The organism is Cellulomonas bogoriensis 69B4 = DSM 16987 (genome assembly GCF_000767165.1).
GTDB lineage: Bacteria > Actinomycetota > Actinomycetes > Actinomycetales > Cellulomonadaceae > Actinotalea > Actinotalea bogoriensis.
This window is the reverse complement of sequence record NZ_AXCZ01000236.1, coordinates 1-3,139: the sequence shown is the minus strand read 5'-3', so window position 1 is coordinate 3,139 and position 3,139 is coordinate 1. Positions and strand designations below refer to the sequence as shown.

The 3,139-nt window shown below is 72.2% G+C and carries 2 protein-coding genes and 1 pseudogene; 2 read left to right on the top strand and 1 reads right to left on the bottom strand.

Annotation, left to right across the window (positions count from 1 at the left end; translation table 11 throughout):
• Window positions 1-409: pseudogene (locus N869_RS13915) on the bottom strand (pseudouridylate synthase); the annotation flags it as partial.
• 171 nt (window positions 410-580) lie between these two features.
• Here N869_RS13915 and N869_RS13910 point away from each other — a divergent pair.
• Together N869_RS13910 and N869_RS13905 are read left to right on the top strand one after the other, a co-directional pair.
• A complete protein-coding gene (locus N869_RS13910; protein WP_035062568.1) occupies window positions 581-2,131 on the top strand; it encodes a non-reducing end alpha-L-arabinofuranosidase family hydrolase in 1,551 nt (516 codons plus the stop codon).
• A gap of 146 nt (window positions 2,132-2,277) precedes the next feature.
• A partial coding sequence (locus N869_RS13905; protein ID WP_408606367.1) for an ABC transporter ATP-binding protein occupies window positions 2,278-3,139 on the top strand: 862 nt, incomplete at its 3' end.

Genomic DNA, 3,139 nt, shown 5'->3' with positions numbered 1-3,139 from the left:
GCTCGGGCAGGCCCAGCTCCTCCCGCAGGCGCACCACCACGCTCTGCCGCACGTGCCCCCCACGGGGGATCGTCGACAGGAACGGCGGCTTGTCCACCACCACGAGCCGCTCGTCCCGGTGGACCACGTGCAGCTCGCCCGGCACCGGGGGCTCCTCACGCAGGTCACGGTGGAACCACACGAACTGGTGCGGGGCGTACGGGTCCCCGTCCTGGACGGGGCGTCCGCTCCCGTCGACGAACCGCCCCCCGGCGAGCATGCTGTCCACATCGACCCGCTCGGGGAACCGGTGCCGCAACCAGGCGCCCATCGACACCCACGGCGCGGGGGACAGGGGGTCACGGTCAGGGGTGCGCACCCACGCCGCGTCCAGGCCGTGACGCGCCGGCAGGGGCGAACGAGGAGGCACCCCACGATCGTACGAGGCGCTCTCCCCACTCCTGCCTAACCGTTTCGTACGGTTTCGTGGCGGTTGATCCCCGTCGGTAATCGATGGAAGTGTGGGCCCCACGTGCCCCGACCCACGAGGTGCGGCGCGCTCGCGGACACCGGCGTCCCTGACTACTCGAAGGAGAGCACCATGCGAGGACCACGTTTCCAGGGGAGGTCGGCCCCGAGCCGACGCAGATGGGGCGCCGCCCTGGTCGCGGCGGCGACCGCCGTGGCGTCCGGCGCGCTCACGCTGACGGTCGCACCGGCGGCGTCGGCGGCGACGGTCGACACCAACGCGTCGTACGTCCTGATCAACCGGGGCAGCGGCAAGGCCCTGGACGTGTACAACCTGGCGACGTCCGACGGTGCGCGCATCGCCCAGTGGACCCGCAACGACGGCGCGCACCAGCAGTGGCAGTTCGTGGACTCCGGCAACGGCTACTACCGGCTCAAGTCCCGGCACTCGGGCAAGGTGCTGGACGTGTACAACTGGTCGACGGCGGACAGCGCCGCGATCGTGCAGTTCGAGGACCGGAACCAGGCGAACCAGCAGTTCCGCCTCGAGGACTCCGCCGGTGGCACGGTCACCCTGATCAACCGGCACTCGGGCAAGGCCGTCGAGGTGCAGGGCGGGTCGACCGCCGACGGTGCGAACGTGGTCCAGTACCGCAGCTGGGGTGGGTCGAACCAGCAGTGGCAGCTCGTCCGGGTGGGTTCGGGTGGGGGCGGCTCGACGCCGCCTGGTGCGGGCACCCCGCAGCCCGGTCCGACGACCCCGCCGGGGTCCGGGACGTGCGCGTTGCCGTCGACGTACCGCTGGTCCTCGACGGGGGCGCTGGCCACCCCGCGCTCGGGCTGGGTGTCGCTCAAGGACTTCACCCACGCGCCGTACAACGGCCAGCACCTGGTGTACGCGACGACGCACGACACGGGTACGACGTGGGGCTCGATGGCGTTCGGGCTGTTCGACGACTGGTCGGACATGGCGCGGGCGGAGCAGATCCGCATGCCGTTCGGTGCGGTCGCGCCGACGCTGTTCTACTTCGAGCCCAAGGACATCTGGGTGCTGGCCTACCAGTGGGGCGGCCCGGCGTTCTCGTACCGCACCTCGCGCACCCCGGCGGACGTCAACAGCTGGTCGGCGTCGCAGACGCTGTTCTCGGGCAGCATCTCCAACTCCGACACCGGGCCCATCGACCAGGCGCTCATCGCCGACGACCGGAACATGTACCTGTTCTTCGCCGGTGACAACGGCCGGATCTACCGGTCGAGCATGCCGATCGGGAACTTCCCCAGCAGCTTCGGTTCGAACTACACGACCATCATGACCGACACCCAGGCCAACCTGTTCGAGGCGGTGCAGGTCTACAAGCTGCAGGGCCAGAACCGGTACCTGATGATCGTCGAGGCGATCGGTGCCCAGGGCCGGTACTTCCGGTCGTTCACGGCCACCAGCCTGGACGGGGCGTGGACCCCGCAGGCGGCCACCGAGTCGAACCCGTTCGCGGGCAAGGCCAACAGCGGCGCCACCTGGACCGACGACATCAGCCACGGTGAGCTGATCCGTACCAGCGCCGACCAGACCATGACGATCGACCCCTGCAACCTGCAGTTCCTGTACCAGGGGCGGTCGCCGAGCTCTGGTGGGGACTACGGGCGCCTGCCGTACCGGCCGGGCGTGCTGACCCTGCAGCGGTAGCCCGAGCGAGCGACCAGGTGTGCTGAGGCCCCGTCCCGCCGGGACGGGGCCTCGGTGCGTCGTGCTGCGGGTCACGGCCGCCCCGGGGGCCGGGTCCCGGGGCGACGGACTTGGCAAGGGCTGAGGTGAGCCTTACCTTATGTCTCGTGCCTGACGACCTTCTGCTGGACGCCCCCGTCCTGCCCGACGCCCTCACGGCAGGGCCGGCGCCGCGCCCCGCCCTCCTCCAGGCGGTCCAGGTCAGTGCCGGTTACCGCGGCGCCGACGTGGTCCGCGGTGTGGACCTGCACCTGCGGGCGGGCCAGGTGACGACGCTCGTCGGCCCGAACGGGAGTGGCAAGTCCACCCTGCTGCGGACCCTCGCAGCGCTGCACCCGCGGTCGGCCGGCCAGGTGCGCGTCGGGGGCCCGGGGGCGACCGGGCCGCTCGAGGACCTCTCCCGCCGCGAGCTCGCGCACCGACTGACCCTCCTGTCCCAGAGCCGGCCCACCCCCGGTGGGGTCACCGTCCGGGAGCTGGTCGAGTACGGTCGCCACCCCCACCGCGGCCGGTGGCGCTCGGCCGACCCCGAGGGTGCGGCCGCCGTCGAGCGCGCCATGGAGCTCACGGGGACCACCCACCTGGGCGGACGTCCGGTGGACAACCTCTCCGGTGGGCAGCTCCAGCGCGTGTGGCTCGCCGCCTGCCTCGCGCAGGACACCCCGCTCCTGCTGCTCGACGAGCCGACCACCTTCCTGGACCTGCGGTACCAGGCCGAGCTCCTCGACATCGTCCGGGACCTCGCCGACACCCACGGCATCGCCGTAGGCCTCGTCCTCCACGACCTCGACCAGGCCGCGGCCGTCGCTGACACGGTCGTCCTCCTGGTCGACGGGGCCGTCGTCGCGGCGGGCCCGCCGCACGAGGTCCTCACCGCCGCGCACCTGACGGCCGCGTACGGCATCGCCGTCGAGGTCGACCGGGACCCGCGCACCGGCCTGGTGCGCACCAGGGTCCTGGCGCGCCACC